This window comes from Aeromonas sp. s6, from assembly GCF_040907815.1.
GTDB lineage: Bacteria > Pseudomonadota > Gammaproteobacteria > Enterobacterales > Aeromonadaceae > Aeromonas > Aeromonas caviae.
Genome location: NZ_JBFOCN010000049.1, coordinates 17,653 through 39,530 on the forward strand (window position 1 = coordinate 17,653; position 21,878 = coordinate 39,530).

The following is a 21,878-nucleotide window of genomic DNA, read 5'->3' on the forward strand; positions in this document are numbered from 1 at the left end:
CTGTGACTATGGTTTTCATAAAAAGTTCCAAGTTTTTTCATTGCGGATTCGAAAACCCGGTGATAGTCTCGGCGGCATAGTGATGCAAAGAACATCGCTAACACAGGGAATAACAAGGACTTAGTGTTTAATTACAGTAGGCATTGGAAACTATGAAAAAGACAATTCTGGCTATTGCTATCCCGGCTCTGTTCGCATCCGCAGCCAACGCTGCTGTCGTTTACGACAAAGACGGCACCTCTTTTGATATCTACGGCCGTGTTCAGGCTAACTACTACGGTGACAGTGATAACCCCAATCCTCTCACTCAAGCTGATACACAGGGTGATGCAGAGCTGATCGGTACCTCCCGTCTGGGTTGGTCCGGTAAAGTTGCGCTGAACAACACCTGGTCCGCTATCGCCAAGACCGAGTGGCAAGTAGCTGCCGAAAACTCTGACGACTCCAAATTTAAGTCTCGTCATATCTATGCTGGTTTTGATGGCACCCAGTACGGCAAGATCATCTTCGGCCAGACCGACACCGCGTTCTACGACGTGCTGGAAGCAACCGATATCTTCAACGAGTGGGGCAGCTACGGTAACTTCTACGACGGTCGTCAAGAAGGCCAGATCATCTACTCCAACAGCTTCGGTGGCTTCAAGGGCAAACTGTCCTACCAGACCAATGACAATGAAGCCGTCAAAGTGGCTGATGTTGGTGGTAACTCCTTCACTACCGAATTCCCTGGCATCAAGCGCAACTACGGTTACGCAGCTGCCGCCGGTTACGACTTTGACTTCGGTCTGGGCCTGAACGCCGGTTATGCTTACTCCGACCTCGAGAGCACCACCAATACCAACACTGGTGAGAAGTCCGAGTGGGCTCTGGGCGCACACTACGCCATCAACGGCTTCTACTTCGCTGGTGTTTACACCGAAGGCGATCTGAAGAACGACACCACTGGCTACAAGGGTGAAGGTCGTGGCTACGAGCTGGCTGCTTCCTATAACGTTGACGCCTGGACCTTCCTGGCTGGTTACAACTTCAAGGAAGGCAAGGACAACACTGCTGGTTCTTCCTACGAAGACATGGTTGACGAAACCCTGCTGGGCGTACAGTACGCTTTCACTTCCAAGCTGAAAGCCTACACCGAGTACAAAATCCAGGGTATCGACAAGATGGACGACGAGTTCACTGTTGCCCTGCAATACAACTTCTAATCTAGCCTCTGCGCTGATTTAGTTGATGAACGGCCAAGCTTGCTTGGCCGTTCTGTTTTTTGGCCCCTTCACTACTTTTCGTCCTCTGGCCCTGCGCCATATCACGTTGTCTTCCTTGCCCCCTTGGTTCTCCTCTGGTAAATCGCTAGATTATTCAATTTGTTGAAGCAGATTGGCCGACAGGGAAGGATGCCTTTGATCGATTTCACCCACCCCGAGTGGCGCACGCTGGCACAGCAGTTGCTGAGCGGCGGCCCCCAGGCTGTTCGCGGTCGTCAATGGCAGCCGCTCATCGGCATGCTTCGGGACAACCAGTTGCTGCTGGCCCTTGGCAATCACCACTATGAGCTCACCCCTGCCGGGCACCGCTATCTGACCCGGGAGCTGATGCTGGCGAAGATGGCCAGTGCCCCGCCGGAACCCGAGGAGTGGCTACAATCCCACGGCTGGCAACTGGGGGAGAGGGTCAACGAGCGGGTGCTGGCGGCCCTGTATCGCAAGGGGGAGGGTCATTTCAGCCCCATCGAGCAGATCGACTTCGAAGACAAGGGGATCCGGCTTTGCACTGATCTGCCCCTTCGTCTGCGGGCCGCACGGCCGTTCAGCCTGTTTCTCAGCGGCGGCACCCTGCTGGATGCCGCCCCCTGGCTCCAGACCCTGGGGGAGGTGGCGCTGCCAGCCCGCACCCTGGCGCAGCTTGGCAAGATCCTCTGGGGAGAGGGGGAGATACAGCGGGTGATCACAACCGATGCCGTCGGCGCTTTCGCCGAGTTGCCACTGCCCGCCGACGCCCTGCTGGTCTGGTATCCTGCCGAGGATCCCGGCACGCTGGAGCCCCTGATCGCTGCCTTGCCGCCCCAGACCCTCTGGAGCCACCTCACCGCCCTGGATCCGGCCGGGGTCGACAGAGTACTGGCATTGGCCCAGCGGTTGGGGAGACCGGCGAGCTGGTGGTTGCCCCGGGATCTGGTGCCCATCAAGGCGGCTTACGGGGCTCCCCTGGGGGATGGTCGGCCCTGGGAGCCGAGCCGTATCCCCCGTGCGCTGCTGGCGCAGTGCAATGATCTGGTGGAGTCGAATCGGGGTCTGTCGGTCGAGGTGTGTGCCCTGGCACCGGATTGGCACGGGATTGGTTGAGGCGGCGCCGAGAAAGCGGTTTTCCCCTATGGAAGGCAGTGGTATAAAGAGCTGACGAAGCGCTCCCTGGACGGGCGCTTTTGTTTGCCAACCTACTTTGCCAGCCAACGAACTCAACGGACTACAGGGAATACCATGTTTGAAAAGGTTGTTGCCGCCCCAGCGGATCCGATCCTGGGCCTGACCGAAGCCTTCCGTGCCGACACTCGCAGCCACAAGATCAATCTGGGGGTCGGTATTTACAAGGATGAGACCGGTGCCACTCCTATCCTTCACTGCGTCAAGCAAGCCGAGCAGAAGCTCTTGACCGACGAGAAGACCAAGAACTACCTCGGTATCGAAGGCAATATCGAATACGGCCGCATCGTGCAGCAACTGCTGTTCGGCCGTGATGCCGCCCTAGTGACCAGCGGCCGCGCCAAGACGGCGCAGGCGCCGGGCGGTACCGGTGCCCTGCGTATCGCCGCCGAGTTCGTGGTACGCAACAATCTCGCCAAGACCATCTGGATCTCCGATCCCACCTGGGCGAACCACGTCAGCGTGTTCCAGGCGGCCGGTTTGACCGTCAAGTGGTACAAGTACTACGACGCCGCCACCAAGGGACTCGACTTTGCCGCCATGCAGGCCTCGCTGTCTGACGCGCAGGCGGGGGATCTGGTGCTGCTGCACGGCTGCTGCCACAACCCGACCGGTATCGACCCCACTGCCGAGCAGTGGCGCGCACTGGCCAGGCAGAGTGCTGCCGCCGGCTGGTTGCCGCTGTTTGACTTTGCCTATCAAGGCTTCGCCCGGGGCATCGAAGAGGATGCCGAAGGCCTTCGCATCTTCGCCGAGTGCCACGACGAGCTGCTGGTGGCGAGCTCCTTCTCCAAGAACTTCGGCCTCTACAACGAGCGGGTCGGCGCCTTCACCCTGGTCTGCGCGACCAAGGCGGTGGCCGACGTCGCCTTCACCCAGGTGAAGACCGTCATTCGTGCCAACTACTCCAACCCGCCGTCACACGGCGCTGCCGTTGTCACCACCGTGGTGAGCGACCCGGCCCTCTATGCGGAGTGGGTGGAAGAAGTGGCCGCCATGCGGGTGCGCATTCGCGAGATGCGCGAGCTGCTGGTGGAGAAGCTGGCCGAGCGGGGGGTGAACCAGGATTTCAGTTTCATCCGCGAACAGAACGGCATGTTCTCCTTCTCCGGTCTCTCCAAGGATCAGGTGGAGCGCCTCAAGAGCGAATTCGCCATCTATATCGTCGGCTCCGGCCGGATCAGCGTGGCCGGTATCACCCGCGCCAACATTGATCCCCTCTGCGATGCCATCGCCAAGGTGTTGTAAGAGAGACGCATCTGCGCCAAGCGCCTTGCTTCAGCCATAAAAAGCCCGCCGACACGGCGGGCTTTTTCATTTTCCGGCATCAGCGGCGCCGCTTGCTGCTCCCCAGCAGGGAGCCGAGCACCCCGCGCATCAGCTGGCGTCCCACCTCGTTGCCGAGGGTGCGGGCCACGCTCTTGGCGGCGGTCTGCACCACCCCGTCATGCTGGCCACCACGGGGGCCGGTGCGACCGAACAGGATGCCATTCAAGGCATCCAGCAGACCGCCGCTCTGGTCGGTCTGTGGGGAAGCGGTCTCGTCACCGGCGGCGGGCGATGTCTCTTGAAGTCGCTCGAACGCGGACTCCCTGTCCTCCTGGGTGTCGTATCTGCCGTAGAGCAATGAGCCCTGAATAAGCGCCTGGCGCTCGGCCGCGCTCAGGGGGCCGATGCGGCTGGCCGGGGGCGCGATGAAGGCGCGTTCCACCACGCTGGGCCGCCCCTTCTCGTCGAGCAGGGAGATGAGCGCCTCCCCGACCCCCAGTTCAGTGATGGCTCCGGCGGCGTCGAAGGCAGGGTTGGCCCGCAGGGTGTTGGCGGCGATGCGTACCGCCTTCTGATCGCTCGGGGTGAAGGCGCGCAGGGCGTGCTGCACCCGGTTGCCAAGCTGCCCCAGCACGCTGTCGGGGATGTCGGCCGGGCTCTGGGTCACGAAATAGACGCCCACCCCTTTGGAGCGGATGAGGCGCACCACCAGCTCAATTTTCTCCAGCAGCGCCCTGGGGGCATCCTTGAACAGCAGGTGGGCCTCGTCGAAGAAGAACACCAGCACGGGCTTTTCCGGATCCCCTATCTCGGGCAACTGTTCGAACAGCTCGGAGAGCAGCCAGAGCAGGAAGCAGGCATAGAGGCGGCTGGACTGGGTGAGCTTGCCGGCGGCCAGCACATTGATATGGCCGTGGCCCGCCTCGTCGGTCTGCATCAGATCCTGGATGTCCAGCATGGGCTCGCCGAAGAAGTGATCGCCGCCCGCGCTCTCCAGGGTGAGGAGGTTGCGCAGGATGGCGCCGATGGAGGCGGTCGACACATTGCCGTAGCGGGTGGTGAGGGTCTTGGCGTGCTCCCCCGCAAACTGCACCATGGCCCGCAGGTCTTTCAGATCGAGCAGCAGCAAACCCTCGTCGTCCGCCACCTTGAACACCAGCTCCAGCACCCCGCTTTGGGTGTCGTTGAGGCCGAGCAGGCGTGCAAGCAGCAGAGGCCCCATGTCGGAGACGGTGGCCCGCACCGGGTGGCCCTCTTCGGCGAAGAGATCCCAGAACAGGGTGGGGCTGGCGGCAAAGTCGGGTGCCTGAAGGCCGAGCTGGGCCAGACGGGCATCCAGCTTGGCAGAGGGGGTGCCGGCGGCGCCCAGGCCGCTCAGATCCCCCTTCACGTCGGCCAGAAAGACCGGCACGCCGAGGCGGGAAAACCCCTCCGCCAGCACCTGCAGGGTGACAGTCTTGCCGGTGCCGGTGGCCCCGGTGATGAGGCCGTGGCGATTGGCCATGGCGGGGAGCAGGGAGAGGGGGTGGCCATTGGCATGGGCCAGCGTGAGCGGTTCGGCCATGGTGGGCTCCTTGTTTCGAATGGGGGTCGAAAAACAACGGGTTACAAGGAGTGTGGTGGCAGAGGCAGACGATGGCAAGGCACGCCGCCCGAGACAAGGACGGCGTGCTGGCAATCTAGCGGGGGCGGGTCAGCTTGCCCAGTTGCAACAGCAGCAGGGTGAGCAAGGCGCCGGCGGCGGCGCTCAGCACCGCCAGCAGCAGGCTGCCGAGCAGGAAGGGGGGCACCAGGGTGGCTGCCTCCTGCTCCAGCCAGTGCAGGGACCAGGTGAGATGGAAGGGGGCTGGCGTCTCGTTCAGCACCAGGCAACCGGTACGATAGGCGTAGAGGTACATGAAGGGGAGCGTCAGCGGGTTGTTGAACCAGACCGCCAAGAGGGCCAGCGGCAGGTTGAAGCTGAACGCCAGCACCAGGGCGACGGCCACCAGGGAGTGCATGGGCATGGGGACCCAGCTGGCGAACAGCCCGGCCGCCACGGCGCCACAGAGGGCCCGTGTTCCCCCTTGCCAGAGGGCTGGGGTCAGCAGTCGCTCGCCAAAGAGGGCGAACCACTTCTGTTGGCGCAGGGTATCGGGGTCAATCTTGAAGCGGGCCAACCAGCGATTCAGCATGGGCGCGCCACCTTGCGTTTTTGCCACTGGCGCACCGTGCTCAGGCGCCAGCCCGCGCGAACCAGGACATAGCCGACGAGGGCGCTCAGCAGGGCAAGCACCAGGGAGCCCAGCAAGAGCGGCGGGGCCACCGTCTCGAACACCGACACCAGCCAGGCCCAGGTGAAGGTGATCTCGATGTGCTGGGAGGGGTGCCCCAGCAACTGGCAGCCCACCAGATAGGCGCCATAAAACAGCGGTGGCATGGTCAGGGGGTTGGAGAGCCAGACCAGGGCCACCGAGAGGGGCAGGTTGACCCGGCAGGCGATGGCGCCGCCAGCGGCCAGCAGCATCTGGCAGGGGAGGGGCACCCAGGCCATGAAGAGGCCGACCGCACAGGCACCGGCGGCGGAGCGCCGGTTGAGATGCCAGAGATTGGTATCCAGCAGCAGCTTGCCAAAGAGTCGCAAGTGCTTGTGTTCCTTGAGGGTCGCCGGGTCGGGTAGCCAGCGCTGTATGATTCGTTTGGGCATGTTCTGAACCTTGCTAAATACTTGCTCCATGGATCTGCGTCTGTTGTCGTTTGCCCTAGGGGCAAGCTCCTCACTGCTTTGGCCATGGCTGCCTTCATGGGAATGGGGTGGCCTGATGCTGCTGCTCGCGCTTCCTCTCGCCGGTGGTCGTTGCTGGCGGCTGCTGTTTCTGCTGCTCGGCATCCTCTGGATGCAGGTGAATTTGCACTACCGGCTTGCCTGGCTGGATCAACTTGGCAAAAAAACGAGCCACATCATAACCGCACACGTGCAAAGTACGGAGTCTTCGGGAGAGAAAGAGGGGGATAAATTTGCGCGCCTGCTGCTGCGCCTCGACACCCTGGACGATCGCCCCCTTACCGTGCCACCCCTGGTGCGGGTCAATGCCTATCAGGTGTTGCCGCCGTTGCCTGCCGGCAGCCGCGTCACCCTGGTGACCTCTCTCAAGCCGGCCCATGGCCTGGCCAACGAAGCGGGGATGGATGGGCGGCGCCTGCTCCTTGGCAAGGGGATCACCGCCACCGGCAACCTGCGCCGGGTCATCGCCCTGGATGCCGTGCCCCCGGGTGTGCGCGATCGCTGGCTGGCGGCGGCGAGTCGCGCCTGGGAGGGGATGGCGCAGGCCCCCCTGCTGGCAGCCCTCACCTTCGGGGAACAGGGTGGGATCACGGATGCCCAGTGGGAACTCTTTCGCGGCAGCGGCCTGACCCACATCATCGCCATCTCGGGCCAGCATATCGCTCTGGTGGCGGTGCTCGGCTGGTGGCTCGGGCGGCTGTTCGGGCTGCGCGGGGCTATCTGCGTGTCACTCCTGTTCGCGGCCACCTACAGCTGGCTGGCGGGGTTTGCGGTGGCCACCGAGCGTGCCCTCATCATGGTGCTGGTGTGGAGCCTGCTGCGCTGGCTAAAGCGGGACTGGCCGAGCCACCGGATCTGGCTGTGGGCCTTCGTGGTGCTGACATTGTGGGACCCTTTCGCCCTCTATTCTGCGGGGTTCTGGCTCTCTTTTCTGGCGGTGGCCCTGCTGTTGCTGGCGAGCCTGCTGCACGATCGCCCCGGCCTGGTGCGGCTGCAACTTCTGCTGCTGCTCGGATTGCTGCCCCTGCAACTGCTGCTGTTCGAGGGGATGGCGCCCCTGGCGTTTCTGCTCAATCTGCTGGCACTGCCGCTGTTCTGCCTTGTCATCATTCCCCTGGCGCTCGTCGGCGTACTGGTGGCGCCCCTCTCCACGTTGCTGGCCCACGGCCTGCTCTGGGTCTCCGCCTTCGGCCTGGAGTGGGTGCTGTGGGGGCTCACGCAGCTGGCGGATCGCCTGCAGCTCTGGTGGCCGGTGCCCGGCTGGCTGATGCCCGCCAGCGCCCTGCTGATCCTGCTGTGGACGGGATGGCACCTGCCGGGAGGGCGCGCCCTGGGGGGGCCGGTGGCGGCGGCCCTGCTGCTCGCCCTCTGGCCTGCTCCCGCTTCCTGGCAGGTGCGGGTGCTGGACGTGGGGCAGGGGCTCTCGGTGCTCGTCACCCGGGGGGATCGGGCCATCCTGTTTGATACCGGGGATCGCTACCCCGGGGGCTACAACATGGCGGATGCGGCCATCCTGCCCCTGCTCAACCGGCTCGGCATCCGGGTGATCGACACCCTGATCATCAGCCACAGAGACAGGGATCATGCGGGCAACCGGCAGGCTCTGCTGCAGAGTATGGCGGTGCGCCGGGAGCTCTCCTCCTTCCCCTTTGCACCGGCTACCCAGGCCTGCCGCCGAGGTCAGCAGTGGCATTGGCAGGGACTGGATGTGCGGGTGCTCTGGCCCCTGGCAGCCGGGGCAGGGCGCAACAATGACAGTTGCGTGGTGCAGCTGGACGACGGGCGTCATCGGTTGCTGCTGAGCGGCGACATCGAGCAGCAGGCAGAGCGCCGCCTGCTGGCACTGGCGCTGGAGGAGGGTGAGGGCGCGGGGCTGGCCAGCACCCTGCTGGTGAGCCCGCATCATGGCAGTCGCACCTCCTCCACGGCCCCCTTCGTGGCGGCGGTGAAACCTGCCTTCGTGGTGCACAGCGCAGGCTTCATGAACCAGTGGGGCTTTCCCCGCCCCGAGGTGGTGGCGCGATACCAGGGGGCGCGGCAGTGGGTCACGGGGGAGGCGGGCGCCATCCTGATCGAGCCGGGGGACGCGGGCCTCAGGATCCGGGCCGAGCGGGAGCAGGGGCCCTGGTACAGGCGTGGCGGCCCCTGGTGGCAGCCGCAGGTATGGGGAAGGGAGTGAGGAGCCGGTGAGCCAGCCCGGCAAGGGGCGGCCTTCATTTGTGACCCGGGTTGTAGCCATCGCGCCAGCGGCGCTTGGTGTAGCTCCAAGGTTTGGCTAGAATAGCCCGTCATTTCCCTTATTAACGGCTATTCATGCAACAAGAAACCTCACAAGAGAGCTGGACCGTCTTCAAGCGCCTGCTCGGTTATGTCCGGGATCGCAAGCTGGGTCTGGTGGGCGGCATCATTGGCATGCTGGGTTACGCGGCCGTGGATACCACCTTCGTCTACTCCATCAAACCGCTCATCGACCAGGGGCTCAACGGCAACGACAGCAGCGTGCTCAAGTGGATGCCCTTCTTCGTCCTCGGCATCGTGGCTCTGCGCGGCTGTGCCGCCTTCCTCTCCAACTACTGCATGGCCTGGGTCGGCAACCACGTGGTGATGCGCCTGCAGCAGCAGGTGTTCAGCCACCTGATGGCCATGCCCATGAGCTTCTTCGACCGCCAGAACACCGGCAACCTGCTCTCCAAGGTGACCTATGACGCCGGTCAGGTGTCCTCCGCCGCGAGCTCGACCCTGGTCTCCCTGGTGCGGGAAGGGGCCACCGTCATCGGCCTGCTGGGCCTGATGTTCTGGCACTCCTGGCAGTTGTCGGTGATCTTCCTGGTGGTGGGGCCCCTGGTCGGGATCCTCATCAGCATCATCAGCCGACGTTTTCGCAAGATAAGCCGCCACATCCAGCAGGCGGTAGGTGACATCACCACCTCCACCGAGCAGATGCTCAAGGGGCACAAAGAGGTGCTGATGTTCGGGGGCCAGGAGGTGGAGGACAAGCGCTTCTACCAGGTGAGCAACCGGATGCGCCAGCAGACCATGAAGATGGTCGCCGCCGACGCCATCGGCAGCCCCATCGTCCAGATGGTGGCCTCCGTGGCCCTTGCGGTCTTCCTCTATGTCGCCACCATCGACAGCGTCAAGGCGACCCTGACCGCGGGCACCTTCACCGTCATGGTCACTTCCATGATGATGCTGCTCAAGCCGCTGAAAAGCCTGACCGACGTGAACAACCAGTTCCAGCGCGGCATCACCGCCTGCCAGAGCCTGTTCGGTCTGCTGGACTCCACCCCGGAGCAGGACACCGGCACTCGCACTCTGGAACGTGCCCGAGGTGAAATCGAGTTTCGCAACGTCACCTTCACCTACCCGACCAAGGAGACACCGGCGCTGCGCAACATCAGCTTCAAGGTGGAGGCGGGCAAATCGGTGGCCCTGGTGGGTCGTTCCGGCTCCGGCAAGAGCACCATCGCGAGCCTCCTGACCCGCTTCTATGACATCGAAGAGGGGGAAATTCTGCTGGATGGCGTCAACATCCGCGAATACCGCCTGAGCGAGCTGCGCAAGCAGTACGCCCTGGTCTCCCAGCACGTGCACCTCTTCAACGACTCGGTGGCCAACAACATCGCCTACGCGGCGGAAGAGAAGTACAGCCGCGACGAGATCCAGCAGGCGGCCCGCATCGCCCATGCTGACGACTTCGTCAGCAAGATGCCGGAAGGTTATGACACCGTCATCGGCGAGAACGGCGCCTCCCTCTCCGGCGGCCAGCGCCAGCGCATCGCCATCGCCCGCGCCCTGCTGCGGGACTCCCCGGTGCTGCTGCTGGACGAAGCCACCTCGGCCCTGGACACCGAGTCCGAGCGTCACATCCAGGCGGCCATCGACGAGCTGTGCAAGGCGCGCACTTCCCTCGTGATCGCCCACCGCCTCTCCACCATCGAGAAGGCGGACGAGATCCTGGTGATCGACGAGGGACACATCGTCGAGCGCGGCAACCACCAAACCCTGATGGACATGCATGGTACTTATGCCCAGCTGCGGGCCATTCAGTTTGGTAATACTGCCACGGGTAACCAGGGCTGATGCTGGCCAGACTCTGGTACGGGAACAGCCTCTGGCGCTGGGGGCTGGCCCCCTTCGCCCTGCTGTTTGCCCTGATCAGCGGCGTCCGCCGTCTGGGGTATCGCCGGGGCTGGCTCAGCGCCTATCGGGCCACCCTGCCGGTGGTGGTGGTGGGCAATCTCTCGGTGGGGGGCAACGGCAAGACCCCGGTGGTGGTCTGGCTGGTAGAACAACTCCAGGCCCGGGGCTGGCGCCCAGGCGTGGTCAGCCGCGGTTATGGCGGCAAGGCGCCCCATTACCCCTATCGACTGGATGAGAGCAGCACCCCGGCCGAGGCCGGGGATGAGCCCGTGCTCATCGCAAGGCGCTGCGGCTGCCCCGTGGCGGTGGCCCCCAGACGGGCCGATGCGGTGCGGTTGCTGGAGCAAAGCGGTGAGGTGGACATCATCGTCACCGACGACGGCCTGCAGCACTATGCCCTGGCCCGTGACATCGAACTAGTGGTGGTGGACGGGGCGCGCCGCTTTGGCAATGGCTGTCTGCTGCCCATGGGGCCGCTGCGCGAGCCCACGACCCGCCTCAAGCGGGTGGACGCCATCATCTGCAACGGCGGCGAACCCGCCCGTGGCGAATATGCCATGCGCCTGGTGCCGGATACCCTGCGCCGGGTGTGCGACGATGCGCCTCTCACGGCCCCCCTCTCGGGGCCGGTGGATGCCCTGGCGGGCATCGGCCATCCCCCCCGTTTCTTCGCCACCCTGACCGCCCTTGGTTACGAGCTGGTGCAGAGCGTCGGCTACGGGGATCACCAGGCGTTCGACGCCGCCGAGCTGCTGGCCCGCTTCGGCCAGCGCCCCTTGCTGATGACCGAGAAGGATGCGGTCAAGTGCCGCCCCTTCGCCCCGGACAACTGGTGGTATCTGCCGGTCAGCGCCGAGCTGCCCGATGCCCTGGGGGAGGCGCTGCTGCGCACCCTGGGCCCGCAGCCCGGGGGGGACAAGCACCAGGCGCCCTGACGGGGCGCCACCGGATTGGAACAGACGGCCAGCGCCCGGACTCGGGGGCTGGCCCTGCACATTGACATGCCAGGCAAGATCGCCTGTGGGAAATCGTTAAAGGAGTTTCGTTGTGGCACTGGATATTAAATTGCTCGACATCATCGCCTGCCCGGTCTGCAAGGGGAAACTGCACTATCAAGCGCACGCCGAGGGCCCTCAGGAGCTCATCTGCCGCTTCGATAGACTGGCTTATCCCCTGGAGGAGGGGATCCCGGTGCTGCTGGAGAACCGGGCCCGCCACCTGGCGCTGGAAGAGCTGAAGCTATGAGTTTCGTCGTCGTCATTCCTGCCCGTTACGCCTCCACCCGGCTGCCGGGCAAGCCGCTGGCCGACATTCACGGCAAGCCCATGGTGCAGCACGTGGTGGAGAAGGCCCTGCAATCGGGCGCCGATCGGGTGATCGTCGCCACCGATGACGAGCGGGTGCAGCAGGCTCTGGCTCCCTTTGCCGCCGCTGCCGGGTTCGAGGTGTGCATGACCTCACCGGATCACCAGTCCGGCACCGAGCGTCTGGCCGAGGTGTGCCGTCACTACGGCTTTGCCGCCGACACCATCATCGTCAACGTGCAGGGGGACGAGCCCCTCATTCCCCCCGTCATCATCCGCCAGGTGGCGGACAACCTGGCCGCGGCCAGCGCGCCCATGGCGACGCTGTCGGTGCCGATCAGGGATGCCGAAGAGGCGTTCAATCCCAATGCCGTCAAGGTGGTGACCGACCGGGAGGGGTATGCCCTCTATTTCAGTCGCGCCAGCATCCCCTGGGATCGGGACCGCTTTGCGGCCAGCGATCGCGTTGCGGGGAGCCGCGAGCAGATTGGCGATCACTACCAGCGCCACATCGGCATCTACGCCTATCGCGCCGGCTTCATCCAGCGTTACGTGGACTGGGCGCCGAGCGTGCTCGAGCAGGTCGAAGCCCTGGAGCAGCTGCGGGTGCTCTGGTACGGGGAGAAGATCCACGTGGCCCAGGCGCTGCAAGCCCCGCCGGTGGGGGTGGACACTCAGGCCGATCTCGACAAGGTACGTGCGCTGCTGGCCGGTTGAGGCTGGCGGAACGGCTTTGATGCAATACGGCGCCCCAGGGCGCCGTTTTTTAATTGATTCTTTGTATAATAATTTGATTTAAAACGGATTTTACGAGCAATTTCAAACTTTTCCCGCCCATGGTTTGCCAAATCATCGAGTTTGGTTATGATGCAAGACGCCGTGTTAACCCTAACTGGCATATAACGAGATAAAAACGGGGTGTTTGGGTGATTAATGTATTCCTGGTCGATGATCATGAGTTGGTGCGTACAGGGATAAGACGCATTTTGGAAGACGTCCGCGGGATCAAGGTGGTGGGCGAGGCGCAGAGCGGGGAAACCGCGGTGGCCTTCTGTCGGCAACATCACCCCGATGTGATCCTGATGGACATGAACATGCCGGGCATCGGCGGTCTGGAAGCGACCCGCAAGATCCTGCGGATCCGCCCCGATGTGCGCATCATAGTGCTGACCATTCATTCAGAAAATCCGTTCCCTACCAAGGTGATGCAGGCGGGCGCCGCCGGGTACCTCACCAAGGGGGCCGCGCCGGACGAGATGATCCACGCCATTCGCCTGGTTCACTCCGGTCAGCGTTACATCTCCCCGGAGATCGCCCAGCAGATGGCCCTGAGCCAGTTCGCCTCCGCCGACGAGAACCCCTTCAAGTCCCTCTCCGAGCGGGAGCTGCAGATCATGATGATGATCACCAAGGGGCAGAAGGTGACCGACATCTCCGAGCAACTCAACCTGAGCCCGAAGACGGTCAACAGCTACCGCTACCGCCTGTTCAGCAAGCTGGGGATCAACGGTGACGTGGAGCTGACCCATCTGGCCATTCGTTATGGCATGCTGGATGCCGATACCCTGTAACGGGGGCGTGTGGACACCAAAGGCGGCACCGGCCGCCTTTTGCTTTTTGCAGGCTGTGGGCAGTATGCTCTCCCCGTCTTTTTGCATTCATCCGTTGAGTCGAGTTGCCGATGACCCTCTCTCCCGAGCCCCATTTTGACAGCAAGGCATTCCTGAGTGCCGTCACCCACCAGAGCGGTGTTTACCGCATGTACGACAGCGGCGGCACCGTCATCTACGTGGGCAAGGCCAAGGATCTCAAGAAACGGCTCGCCTCCTACTTTCGGGCAAATGTCGACAGCATCAAGACCCGCACCCTGGTGCGCCAGATTGCCGATGTGCAGGTAACGGTCACCCACACCGAGACCGAGGCGCTGATCCTCGAGCACAACCTCATCAAGCAGTACCAGCCCCGCTACAACGTGCTGCTGCGGGATGACAAGTCCTACCCCTGGATCATCATCACCGACCATCGGCACCCGCGCATCGGCGTCCATCGCGGCGCCCGCAAGGTGAAGGGGGAGTATTTCGGCCCTTACCCCTCCGGCGGCGCGGTACGCGAGAGCCTGCACCTGATGCAGAAGATCTTCCCGGTGCGTCAGTGCGAGGATGCGGTCTATGCCAACCGTACCCGCCCCTGCCTGCTCTACCAGCTCAAGCGCTGCGCCGGCCCCTGCGTGGCGGGGCTGGTGAGCGAGGCCGAGTATGCCCAGCAGGTGGCGCTGGCCAAGCTGTTCCTCGCGGGCAAGAACCAGCAGGTGATCTGCGAACTGGTGGGCAAGATGGAGTCCGCAAGCGGCGATCTGCGCTTCGAGGAGGCGGCCCGCTACCGGGATCAGATCCAGGCCCTGCGCCGGGTCACCGAGCAGCAGTCGGTGAGCGGCAACGTGCTGGACGAGCTCGACGTGGTGGGGGTGGCCTTCGAGCAGGGGACCGCCTGCATCCACGTGCTCTTCATCCGCCAGGGCAAGGTGCTGGGATCGCGCAGCTACTTCCCGAAAGTGCCGGCCGATACCCCGCTTGACGAGGTGGTGCAATCCTTCCTGCTGCAGTTCTATCTGTCGGGGCAGGGGGGACGGCAGATCCCGAGCGAGGTGCTGCTGGACGTGGCGCTGGAGGATGAGAGCGTCATCGCCGACACCCTGAGCCAGACCGCCGGCTACAAGGTGCGGGTGGTGAGCCGGACGCGCAGCGAACGGGCCCGCTTCATCAAGCTCGCCTCCATCAATGCCCAGACCGCGCTGCGCTCGCGCCTCGCCCACAAGAGCACCATCACCGCCCGTTATGATCAGCTGGAGGAGCTGCTGGAGCTCGAGACCCCCATCGCCCGCATGGAATGTTTCGATATCTCCCACACCATGGGGGAGCGCACCGTGGCCTCCTGCGTGGTGTTCAACCGGGAGGGGCCGCTCTCCTCGGAATACCGCCGCTTCAACATCGACGGCATCACCGGCGGGGATGACTACGCCGCCATGGAGCAGGCGCTGGAGCGTCGCTTTGGCAAGCAGCAGGAGCCGGACAAGGTGCCGGATGTGCTGTTCATCGACGGCGGCCTCGGCCAGTTGCGCCGCGCCGAGGAGATCCTGGCGCGCCAGCTGGAGTTTCTCGGTGGCAAATATCCGCTGCTGGTGGGCATCGCCAAGGGGGTGACCCGCAAGGCGGGGTTGGAAACCCTGATCCTGGGGGACAGCCACGAAGAGCTGCACCTGCCGGCAGATATGCCCGCCTTGCACCTCATTCAGCACATTCGCGACGAATCCCACCGCTTTGCCATCACGGGCCACCGGGCCAGGCGGGCAAAGGCCCGCACCACCAGTACCCTGGAAGAGATTCCCGGGGTGGGGCCGAAACGGCGACAGGCGCTGCTCAAATACCTGGGGGGTTTGCAGGAGGTGAAAAAGGCCGGGGTGGACGAGCTCGCCAAGGTGCCCGGCATCAGCCAGGAGCTGGCCCAGTCCATCCACGACGCATTGCACTCGCTCTAGCGCTGCCTTTGGTGTGAAGGAGGTCACGCCAGGGGGCATCAGGGCGTGCCGCCTGCGCACAAGAGCCGTGACGCAGGGGGCTCCCAAATGCCATAATGACCGGCATCCTGAGGTTATTGATGGATTAATGGACCAAGGCGGGCGCCAGTTCGGTTGCATCCGCGATCGGCTTGGGGCTACCATGTAGCGGCATACAAGAAGTGGCTGAAAATAATGACAAATATTCCTAACCTGCTGACGTTCTTTCGGATTTTGCTCATCCCCGTCTTCGTCATCCTGTTCTACCTTCCCTATCAGTGGTCCTACATGGCGGCGGCCATCGTCTTTATCTTGGCGGCCGCAACCGACTGGTTTGACGGCTATCTTGCCCGCAAGCTGAACCAATCCACCGCCTTTGGCGCCTTCCTCGATCCGGTGGCCGACAAGATCATGGTGGCGGCGGCCCTGGTGGTCATCGTCGAGCACTACAACACCGTCTGGGTCACCATCCCCGCCATGACCATGATTGGCCGGGAGATCATCATCTCCGCCCTGCGTGAATGGATGGCCGAGCTTGGCAAGCGCTCCTCGGTGGCGGTCAGCTGGATTGGCAAATGGAAGACCATGATCCAGATGGTGTCGCTCACCGGCCTCATCTGGCAATACGACATCTGGATGGTGTGGCTCGCTTATGTGCTGCTCTACGTGGCCACCGTGCTCACCTTCTGGTCCATGTTCCAGTACATGAAGGCCGCCTGGGGCGATCTGAGCTACCACTCCCGGTTCTAGTCCAAACGGGAAGATGGCCGTTTCTCTGCCACTGGCGCCGAGAAACGGCCATGAGCTGCAAAAGTGTGGGAAAAGGGTAAAAAACACCCGAACGATCAGCGTATTAAATGTTTTTGGTTGACTGGGCTGGGAACATCGCTAGAATGCGTTCTCACAGTCAGGCAGTCAGCCAGACCGATGCGGGAATAGCTCAGTTGGTAGAGCACGACCTTGCCAAGGTCGGGGTCGCGAGTTCGAGTCTCGTTTCCCGCTCCAAATTCAGACAATAGAGAGTTTCTCTCTCTTTTGCATGGCGCGTTAGCAAAGCGGTTATGCAGCGGATTGCAAATCCGTTTAGTCCGGTTCGACTCCGGAACGTGCCTCCATATTGACAAGCCCGCCACGCGAGCTTGATACCGATTGCGGTGCCCGAGTGGTGAAATCGGTAGACACAAGGGATTTAAAATCCCTCGACGTTCGCGTCGTGCCGGTTCGATTCCGGCCTCGGGCACCATTAAAATTGAAGAAAAAAGCCTTACAGATTAAACAGATACGACGCTTCATTGCGTCGTTTTTGTTTCTGCTCCCCAGCGTTTTCCCTCTGTCAGTTTTCCTTTCTTGTCCATTTCTTGTCTAAGCGACTTACTACTTCCTGCAATTCGTTGCGAACAACCTGCTCAGTCTTCCAACATAGCCAAGGACGTTTGGTAGGCTACTGCTCCGGACTTTTCCGGGGTCTGTTTCTGGTGCTGAAGCAAGTGCCGCTCACCGTTACCCCTTCGTCTTCACCCCTCCCAAACCCGCATTGAATCCTCTTTGAAACAGATATTAATCCCATGATCTAACCCATCATCGGAGGTATCTATGCAGACCAAATTTCGCTTTACCAATGCAGCCATCAAGGCTTTGCCCGCACAACAACGAGACGCAGGCGCTACTGAACTGGAGTTCTCCGATACAGAGGTCATTGGCTTAAAACTCTTGTCAGGAAAAAGCCAAGGCAGTAAGCGTTTCCTACTGCGCTATACCCTCCAGGGCAAGAAGCGCAGCATCGCTTTGGGACGATTCGGCGATATCGAGGTGAGCCAAGCCAGGACCATTGCCCGCAAGTACAAGGCGATGCTGGCAGAAGGCATCGACCCGGTAGCAGAGCGGGATAGCTACAAAACTGAGCCCACCCTTTCGGAGTTCTTCTGGCAGACCTTTTTGCCGCACCTCAAGACCATCGGCAAGCGGTCGATCAACAGCGATATTCAGCGGTTCAAACACAACATAGAACCACGCTTTGGGGCCATGCGTTACCGACAGCTCAAGGCGATGGATGTCCTGCAGTTGCAATCGGAGATGGTTCACCCTAACAACCCTCAGCAGACGGCCTACGCACCGAGTACCGCCAACCGTGTGCTGGCCCAGTTAAAGACCATGGGTAGCTATGCGGTGCGCTGGGGCATTCTGGACACCAACGAGGCGGCCAAGATCAAGCTGTTGAAGGAGGACAATGCCAGGACACGCTTCCTATCAATTGAAGAGATGAAACGGGTCATTGAGGTGGCATTGCAGGATCGCAATCAAGCTGCAGGCAGCTTCATCGCGATGCTCTACCTGACGGGGGCAAGAAAATCAGAGGTGTTACTCGTTAAATGGGAACATGTGAACTGGGAGGATAAGACGCTGTTCGTACCCCTGACCAAGAATGGCAAGAGCCGGATCATTTACCTGAGCACATTGGCTATCGATATTCTGGAGAAGCTCCCCAGAATAGCCGGTAATCCCTATGTGTTCGCGAGCCAGCATATTCGATGTCAGGGCAAGCCCATTGGTGAACCCAGATGTGCCTATGAACGGGTGTTGCAGAAAGCGGGTATCGAAGACCGCGATGAGGTCTGCTTCCATACGGCTCGTCATTCTGTCGCCAGTGCCTTGGTCTCTTCCGGGCAATACAGCCTGTATGACGTCAAGGCGCAACTGGCCCACGCCAGCATTCAATCCTCTCAACGTTATGCAAAGCTGACTTCTGAGCGCAGTCGCAATATCAGCGAAGGTCTCTCGTCAATGATCCAGGCGGAGTGACCGAAAAGGTATTGTTTATAAACAGATATTAATAACCAGACAGCGCTGCCACATCGGCTGTTGGTCCACATGTCACAGTTCCCAGGCCCTTAAGCTCAGCCGAGCTTAAGGGCTTTCTTATTGGAGAGAAAAACAATGAAAACTTGTATGGAATGGCCGGAGGCAACCCTGCTCGCGGCCTACCCGGACATTTACCCAATGGTCATGGAGCAAATTATCGAACCCTTTTCATCAGTAGAGGAGGCAAGGGCATTCTGGGACACGACCGGTTGTAGTCTGGTCATTATCGAGATGACGGACTCGGTGAGTGAGTTCCAAGCCATGCCACAGCATACCCAGAATCAGGTGATGTTCGGTTTGCGTTACCCGGAGCAAGAGTTCGCCATATCCGAAGATTGGCGTCTGTTGTTGGCAATCCTCAACGATGAGGGGGCGGGGATTTACCTGCTGATCCACTCAAATGCACCGCTGCTTCCCACCCTGGAGGCGATGCACCATGAGTAATCCCAGTCATAGCGACATCATGCGCAAGTTAAAAGACATCAAGGGAATTAAGGAGCTGTTGGAAAAGGCCGTGCTGTTGTATGTCCTGCTCACGGATGGCGATCTGCCGGTCTGGTGCTATGCGCTCATCATCGGTGCGCTGGCTTATCTGGTAAATCCGTTCGACGTGGTACCAGATCCCATTCCATTTGCCGGTTATCTGGATGATTTATCGGTCATCACCTCGGCATTAGCCGCACTGCCGGTTAAGTCGCACCACCGTCAATCCGCGAAAGACCGAATGAGATCACTGTGACAGTGATGGAGTCGGTCCTGTCACGCTATCGCGTTTTCTATGACCCTTTATCTATGACCCATCTACCGATGGTCTGGAGATCGCAACCTCCGGTTATCTAACGACGTTGTAAGGAAACTATCATGACAAGACCCCGTAAAAACCGCGTTGAAGAGACCCCTAAACCAGCCAGCACCACGCCAGCCGACGAGAGCCCTCTCACATCCGGAGCAAGCGGCTGCGCCGACCCCCTCTCGCCAGCCCTTGCGGCTGACGCCGACAAGGCCAGGCCTGGACCCGGCGACACCGCAGACTCCGTGCCCGGCGGCCCTGCGCCCATACGCACCTTGCTCAACCATACCGCCGAGAAACTCAGTACCAGATCAGAAGGGCTTATTTTCTATGCCATCGGTCGTCATGAAGACACTGGCGAGCTGTTCCTGAAAATCACCGGTAATCAGGGTGGGGGTCTGCATAGCAAGGAGTGGATTGCGCTGTCGGCGATTGACGATGTGTTGTGCTCCTTGCCCGCAGACAAGCCGTTTAAATCCAGCGTTATGAAGCGACTGTTTAAAGGGGGCAGCGCCAACAATGCCGGATTCTTATCAGCCATTCTGCGCTCGGACGGACTGAAGTTGATCCAGAAGGCTGACGGCAATCCGATGCTGCATGAACTGGTGCCTGATTACCTTGAGCGCTTGGGTTCGCTAACCAATGAGCTCTGTACCGTAACTTCTACCATCGAATAACCCCTGCATAGTGCTCACCTGTCCAAGGGTGAGCCCCCCTAAACAATCAATCTGAGGTGATTATGACGATCCCATTTGCGGGCGATTTTGCCCTGCCTGTCAGTCAGGCATTGATGAGTATTCTGGATCAGGAACTGGTTAGATCTGGAATGGTGCTGAAGGGAAAATCCAGTCTGGTCTTCAACTTCCGAGACCCGGATTACGGCCCGGTTCGTGGCGGGTTTCATCCGGTAGAAATACGGCTGCTCAAGCGTAAAGACCGGTGGCAATTCGATTACGTGACGGACTTTAGCTATCAGGGGCCGGAAGAGATGGCTGAGCTGGTCAAGGAGATCGACTTCAACTTTTTGAGCGAAGAATACTACCTGCTCCGTTACGGCCAGATGGGACCTGCGTCGGCTAAGGAGCTCTATACGATGTGGGAGTCGAACTTCGTCAGTTACTACCAGATGGGCGTGTTCACCGTCTCAGTGGCTGCGTAACCATCGCACCGGACAGGAGAGGAACAGGAACCAGCGGCGGTTCGGCACTGGCAGTGGTACTGCCGAGGTTGCCTTTCCATGCAGGGCAAGGAGCGATGGGCTAACCCAACTCGAAACCGGTCAGCGGCTCAGTAGGTTAGTCCATCCTTCGACTGTTACGGGGGTTCATCTACCTCACCAGAACAACAAAACAAGTATCCCCAGCCCGAGGCTGGGAGGCTTGTTTTTTCGTCATCAGCGAGGAGGGAGAAAGACAGATATGTGTGTATCCCCAATGGCGTTATTCCTAGATTGGCCCCTTGAAGATCCAGACACTTCGCCCCTCTTAACTTAAGAGGTAGTCTTGGAGCTATGTTCAGTACTAGTCACAACGAGAAGATGGTCGAAGTGTTAACAGGGGCCGAGCGCCGTCGACGCCGGACTCCACAAGAAAAGATCGCCATCGTGCAGCAGACCTTTGAGCCCGGGATGACCGTCTCTCATGTTGCTCGCTTGCACGACGTCAACGCAAACCAGCTTTTCAAATGGCGTAAGCAATTCCAAGAAGGGTCTCTCACGGCGATCACCGCCGGTGAGGATGTTGTTCCTGCTTCCGAGTTGGCTGCTGCCATCAAGCAGATCCGAGAGCTTCAGCGTCTGCTCGGGAAGAAGACCATGGAGAACGAGATCCTCAAAGAAGCCGTGGAGTATGGTCGAGCAAAAAAATGGATTGCGCATGCGCCCTTGTTGCCGGGGGACGACGATTAAGTGCTGTGAGCCAGGCTCTTAATGTATCGCGTGCGCAGCTATCCGTTCGTGTTCATCGAAAACCGGGTTGGCAAGATGGTCGTCATCATCGCCAGCGTGATGATGCAGCCTTACTTGGCCGTATCATGGAGGCGATGGCAGAGCTTCCCTCCTATGGCTATCGCCGGGTCTGGGCGCTGTTACGGCGTCAGTCTGAGGCAACAGAACAACCTGTGGTAAACGCTAAGCGGGTATATCGCGTCATGCGCGAGCATGGCTTGCTGCTGGAAAGAAAACCAGCTGCACCATTGGCCCAGCAGGCACATAAGGGGCGTGTTGCCGTCAAGGAGAGCAATCGACGGTGGTGCTCAGATGGCTTCGAGTTTCGCTGCGATAACGGTGAAAAACTACGTGTCACGTTCGCCATGGATTGCTGCGATAGGGAAGCGTTGGACTGGGCGGCCAGTACTGGGGGTTACGATAGTGACACTGTGCAAGATGTCATGCTGAGGTCTGTCGAACGTCGCTTTGGGGATTCGTTGCCGGCATCACCGGTGGAGTGGCTGACTGATAATGGCTCGGCGTATCGAGCCCATGAGACCCGCGCGTTTGCACGAGAAATCGGGTTGGAGCCCAGAACGACAGCAGTGAGAAGCCCACAGAGTAACGGTATAGCGGAAAGCTTCGTGAAGACGATGAAGCGAGACTATATCGAGATGATGCCAAAACCGGATAGCCGAACAGCGGTAGGCAATTTGGCTATCGCGTTTGAGCATTATAACGAGCACCACCCGCACAGCGCCTTGGGATACCGTTCACCACGGGAATTTCTGCGCAGTCGGGTATCACAACCCTAAGCGGGAAAAAGTGTCTGGACCTATGGGGTCAAATCCA

At 61.0% G+C, this 21,878-nt stretch carries 20 protein-coding genes and 3 tRNA genes; 20 read left to right on the forward strand and 3 right to left on the reverse strand.

From position 1 onward, the window contains the following. The first annotated feature begins 152 nt into the window (after window positions 1-152). The 3 genes from omp38 (at window position 153) to AB5Y50_RS07115 (ending at window position 3,665) form a co-directional block, all read left to right on the forward strand. Window positions 153-1,202: a porin Omp38 gene (gene omp38 / locus AB5Y50_RS07105; RefSeq protein WP_043153864.1), complete on the forward strand. Its 1,050-nt coding sequence runs from the start codon at window positions 153-155 to the stop codon at window positions 1,200-1,202. Between the two features lie 195 nt (window positions 1,203-1,397). After that, entirely contained in the window at window positions 1,398-2,339 is a 942-nt protein-coding gene (locus AB5Y50_RS07110; RefSeq protein WP_049636850.1) for a hypothetical protein, read from the forward strand. A 135-nt stretch (window positions 2,340-2,474) separates the two neighbouring features. Next, on the forward strand, window positions 2,475-3,665 hold the full coding sequence (locus AB5Y50_RS07115) for an amino acid aminotransferase (protein ID WP_049636851.1): 1,191 nt from the start codon (window positions 2,475-2,477) through the stop codon (window positions 3,663-3,665). 79 nt (window positions 3,666-3,744) lie between these two features. On the opposite strand, the gene AB5Y50_RS07120 is transcribed toward AB5Y50_RS07115, so the two are convergent. From AB5Y50_RS07120 to AB5Y50_RS07130, 3 genes are all read right to left on the reverse strand, one after another. Next, window positions 3,745-5,250, reverse strand: a complete 1,506-nt coding sequence (locus tag AB5Y50_RS07120) for a helicase HerA-like domain-containing protein (protein ID WP_368162538.1) — start codon at window positions 5,248-5,250, stop codon at window positions 3,745-3,747. Window positions 5,251-5,365: 115 nt separating this feature from the next. Continuing rightward, a complete protein-coding gene (locus AB5Y50_RS07125; protein ID WP_039040273.1) occupies window positions 5,366-5,860 on the reverse strand; it encodes a DUF2062 domain-containing protein in 495 nt (164 codons plus the stop codon). After that, the gene (locus AB5Y50_RS07130; protein WP_103242902.1) at window positions 5,854-6,372 is read right to left on the reverse strand and encodes a DUF2062 domain-containing protein; all 519 of its coding nucleotides are present in this window, start codon (window positions 6,370-6,372) and stop codon (window positions 5,854-5,856) included. Before AB5Y50_RS07130 ends, AB5Y50_RS07125 begins: the two co-directional genes overlap by 7 nt. Before the next feature lie 115 nt (window positions 6,373-6,487). On the opposite strand from AB5Y50_RS07130, the gene AB5Y50_RS07135 reads away from it, so the two are divergent. From AB5Y50_RS07135 to AB5Y50_RS07215, 17 genes are all read left to right on the forward strand, one after another. After that, window positions 6,488-8,629, forward strand: coding sequence for a DNA internalization-related competence protein ComEC/Rec2 (locus AB5Y50_RS07135; RefSeq protein ID WP_368162541.1), 2,142 nt, complete (start codon window positions 6,488-6,490; stop codon window positions 8,627-8,629). Between the two features lie 134 nt (window positions 8,630-8,763). Then, window positions 8,764-10,533 carry a lipid A ABC transporter ATP-binding protein/permease MsbA gene (gene msbA / locus AB5Y50_RS07140; protein ID WP_039040276.1) on the forward strand — a complete coding sequence of 590 codons (1,770 nt, stop codon included), beginning with the start codon at window positions 8,764-8,766 and terminating at the stop codon, window positions 10,531-10,533. Continuing rightward, entirely contained in the window at window positions 10,533-11,528 is a 996-nt protein-coding gene (gene lpxK / locus AB5Y50_RS07145) for a tetraacyldisaccharide 4'-kinase (protein ID WP_041213130.1), read from the forward strand. The genes msbA and lpxK overlap by 1 nt, the downstream gene beginning before the upstream one ends. Before the next feature lie 112 nt (window positions 11,529-11,640). After that, on the forward strand, window positions 11,641-11,838 hold the full coding sequence (locus AB5Y50_RS07150) for a Trm112 family protein (RefSeq protein ID WP_368162544.1): 198 nt from the start codon (window positions 11,641-11,643) through the stop codon (window positions 11,836-11,838). Next, the gene (gene kdsB / locus AB5Y50_RS07155; RefSeq protein ID WP_049636856.1) at window positions 11,835-12,614 is read left to right on the forward strand and encodes a 3-deoxy-manno-octulosonate cytidylyltransferase; all 780 of its coding nucleotides are present in this window, start codon (window positions 11,835-11,837) and stop codon (window positions 12,612-12,614) included. Before AB5Y50_RS07150 ends, kdsB begins: the two co-directional genes overlap by 4 nt. A gap of 209 nt (window positions 12,615-12,823) precedes the next feature. Continuing rightward, a complete protein-coding gene (gene uvrY, locus AB5Y50_RS07160; RefSeq protein ID WP_010675231.1) occupies window positions 12,824-13,468 on the forward strand; it encodes a UvrY/SirA/GacA family response regulator transcription factor in 645 nt (214 codons plus the stop codon). 110 nt (window positions 13,469-13,578) lie between these two features. Further along, window positions 13,579-15,432 (forward strand): excinuclease ABC subunit UvrC, encoded by a 1,854-nt coding sequence (gene uvrC, locus AB5Y50_RS07165; protein ID WP_368162546.1) that lies wholly within the window; start codon window positions 13,579-13,581, stop codon window positions 15,430-15,432. A 213-nt stretch (window positions 15,433-15,645) separates the two neighbouring features. Next, window positions 15,646-16,200, forward strand: a complete 555-nt coding sequence (gene pgsA / locus AB5Y50_RS07170) for a CDP-diacylglycerol--glycerol-3-phosphate 3-phosphatidyltransferase (RefSeq protein WP_010675229.1) — start codon at window positions 15,646-15,648, stop codon at window positions 16,198-16,200. 179 nt (window positions 16,201-16,379) lie between these two features. Further along, window positions 16,380-16,455 (forward strand) — tRNA-Gly (locus tag AB5Y50_RS07175). A 36-nt stretch (window positions 16,456-16,491) separates the two neighbouring features. Beyond that, window positions 16,492-16,565: transfer RNA gene (locus tag AB5Y50_RS07180), tRNA-Cys, on the forward strand. 41 nt (window positions 16,566-16,606) lie between these two features. Next, a tRNA-Leu gene (locus AB5Y50_RS07185) sits at window positions 16,607-16,693 on the forward strand. Window positions 16,694-17,043: 350 nt separating this feature from the next. After that, complete coding sequence (locus AB5Y50_RS07190) at window positions 17,044-18,249, forward strand: site-specific integrase (RefSeq protein WP_319886718.1); 1,206 nt, start codon at window positions 17,044-17,046, stop codon at window positions 18,247-18,249. 147 nt (window positions 18,250-18,396) lie between these two features. Further along, window positions 18,397-18,753 (forward strand): hypothetical protein, encoded by a 357-nt coding sequence (locus AB5Y50_RS07195; protein WP_042012058.1) that lies wholly within the window; start codon window positions 18,397-18,399, stop codon window positions 18,751-18,753. Next, a complete protein-coding gene (locus AB5Y50_RS07200) occupies window positions 18,746-19,048 on the forward strand; it encodes a YkvA family protein (protein ID WP_042012059.1) in 303 nt (100 codons plus the stop codon). The genes AB5Y50_RS07195 and AB5Y50_RS07200 overlap by 8 nt, the downstream gene beginning before the upstream one ends. A 122-nt stretch (window positions 19,049-19,170) precedes the next feature. After that, window positions 19,171-19,776, forward strand: coding sequence for a hypothetical protein (locus AB5Y50_RS07205; protein WP_052446121.1), 606 nt, complete (start codon window positions 19,171-19,173; stop codon window positions 19,774-19,776). Window positions 19,777-19,838: 62 nt separating this feature from the next. Further along, window positions 19,839-20,258, forward strand: coding sequence for a DUF2787 family protein (locus AB5Y50_RS07210; protein ID WP_102948584.1), 420 nt, complete (start codon window positions 19,839-19,841; stop codon window positions 20,256-20,258). 378 nt (window positions 20,259-20,636) lie between these two features. Continuing rightward, window positions 20,637-21,841 (forward strand): IS3 family transposase gene (locus tag AB5Y50_RS07215; protein WP_100654772.1). Its coding sequence is split into 2 segments (ribosomal slippage): window positions 20,637-20,955 and window positions 20,955-21,841, totalling 1,206 coding nucleotides; the frame shifts between segments, so codons are not numbered across the junction. The last annotated feature ends 37 nt before the right edge of the window (window positions 21,842-21,878 follow it).

Coding starts and splice junctions, on each gene's coding strand:
- lpxK (WP_041213130.1), top strand. CDS start 10,533: ATGCTGGCCAGACTCTGGTACGGGAACAGCCTCTGGCGCTGGGGGCTG.
- uvrC (WP_368162546.1), top strand. CDS start 13,579: ATGACCCTCTCTCCCGAGCCCCATTTTGACAGCAAGGCATTCCTGAGT.
- AB5Y50_RS07135 (WP_368162541.1), top strand. CDS start 6,488: ATGCTGCTGCTCGCGCTTCCTCTCGCCGGTGGTCGTTGCTGGCGGCTG.
- AB5Y50_RS07120 (WP_368162538.1), bottom strand. CDS start 5,250: ATGGCCGAACCGCTCACGCTGGCCCATGCCAATGGCCACCCCCTCTCC.
- AB5Y50_RS07195 (WP_042012058.1), top strand. CDS start 18,397: ATGGAATGGCCGGAGGCAACCCTGCTCGCGGCCTACCCGGACATTTAC.
- msbA (WP_039040276.1), top strand. CDS start 8,764: ATGCAACAAGAAACCTCACAAGAGAGCTGGACCGTCTTCAAGCGCCTG.
- AB5Y50_RS07115 (WP_049636851.1), top strand. CDS start 2,475: ATGTTTGAAAAGGTTGTTGCCGCCCCAGCGGATCCGATCCTGGGCCTG.
- AB5Y50_RS07190 (WP_319886718.1), top strand. CDS start 17,044: ATGCAGACCAAATTTCGCTTTACCAATGCAGCCATCAAGGCTTTGCCC.
- pgsA (WP_010675229.1), top strand. CDS start 15,646: ATGACAAATATTCCTAACCTGCTGACGTTCTTTCGGATTTTGCTCATC.
- omp38 (WP_043153864.1), top strand. CDS start 153: ATGAAAAAGACAATTCTGGCTATTGCTATCCCGGCTCTGTTCGCATCC.
- AB5Y50_RS07205 (WP_052446121.1), top strand. CDS start 19,171: ATGACAAGACCCCGTAAAAACCGCGTTGAAGAGACCCCTAAACCAGCC.
- AB5Y50_RS07200 (WP_042012059.1), top strand. CDS start 18,746: ATGAGTAATCCCAGTCATAGCGACATCATGCGCAAGTTAAAAGACATC.
- kdsB (WP_049636856.1), top strand. CDS start 11,835: ATGAGTTTCGTCGTCGTCATTCCTGCCCGTTACGCCTCCACCCGGCTG.
- AB5Y50_RS07125 (WP_039040273.1), bottom strand. CDS start 5,860: ATGCTGAATCGCTGGTTGGCCCGCTTCAAGATTGACCCCGATACCCTG.
- AB5Y50_RS07130 (WP_103242902.1), bottom strand. CDS start 6,372: ATGCCCAAACGAATCATACAGCGCTGGCTACCCGACCCGGCGACCCTC.
- AB5Y50_RS07210 (WP_102948584.1), top strand. CDS start 19,839: ATGACGATCCCATTTGCGGGCGATTTTGCCCTGCCTGTCAGTCAGGCA.